The sequence below is a fragment of the Pseudomonas serbica genome (assembly GCF_028823535.1).
GTDB classification, from domain to species: domain Bacteria; phylum Pseudomonadota; class Gammaproteobacteria; order Pseudomonadales; family Pseudomonadaceae; genus Aquipseudomonas; species Aquipseudomonas serbica.
Map to the genome: position 1 here is coordinate 1 of NZ_JAQIYM010000086.1, position 203 is coordinate 203.

Here is a 203-nt window from a genome sequence, read left to right on the forward strand (position 1 = left end):
ACAAACCGCCCCACCTCCGGATCGTAATACCGAAACGTGTTGTAGTGCAGCCCCGTCTCATCGTCAAAATACTGCCCCTGAAACCGCAGGTTCTGCTCGACATCATTGACCGCCAGCCTTTCAACCGAACCCCACGCCTTGTACGTCGCCTGCCAGACTATGCTCCCGTGCGCGTCGGTCATCTCCAACGGCGTACCAATCTG

The 203-nt window shown here is 57.6% G+C and carries 1 protein-coding gene; it reads right to left on the minus strand.

Annotated elements, in window-relative coordinates; all coding sequences use genetic code 11:
- Positions 1-203: RHS repeat-associated core domain-containing protein (locus tag NQL71_RS29860; RefSeq protein ID WP_274643812.1), on the minus strand; the 203-nt coding region annotated here is incomplete at both ends.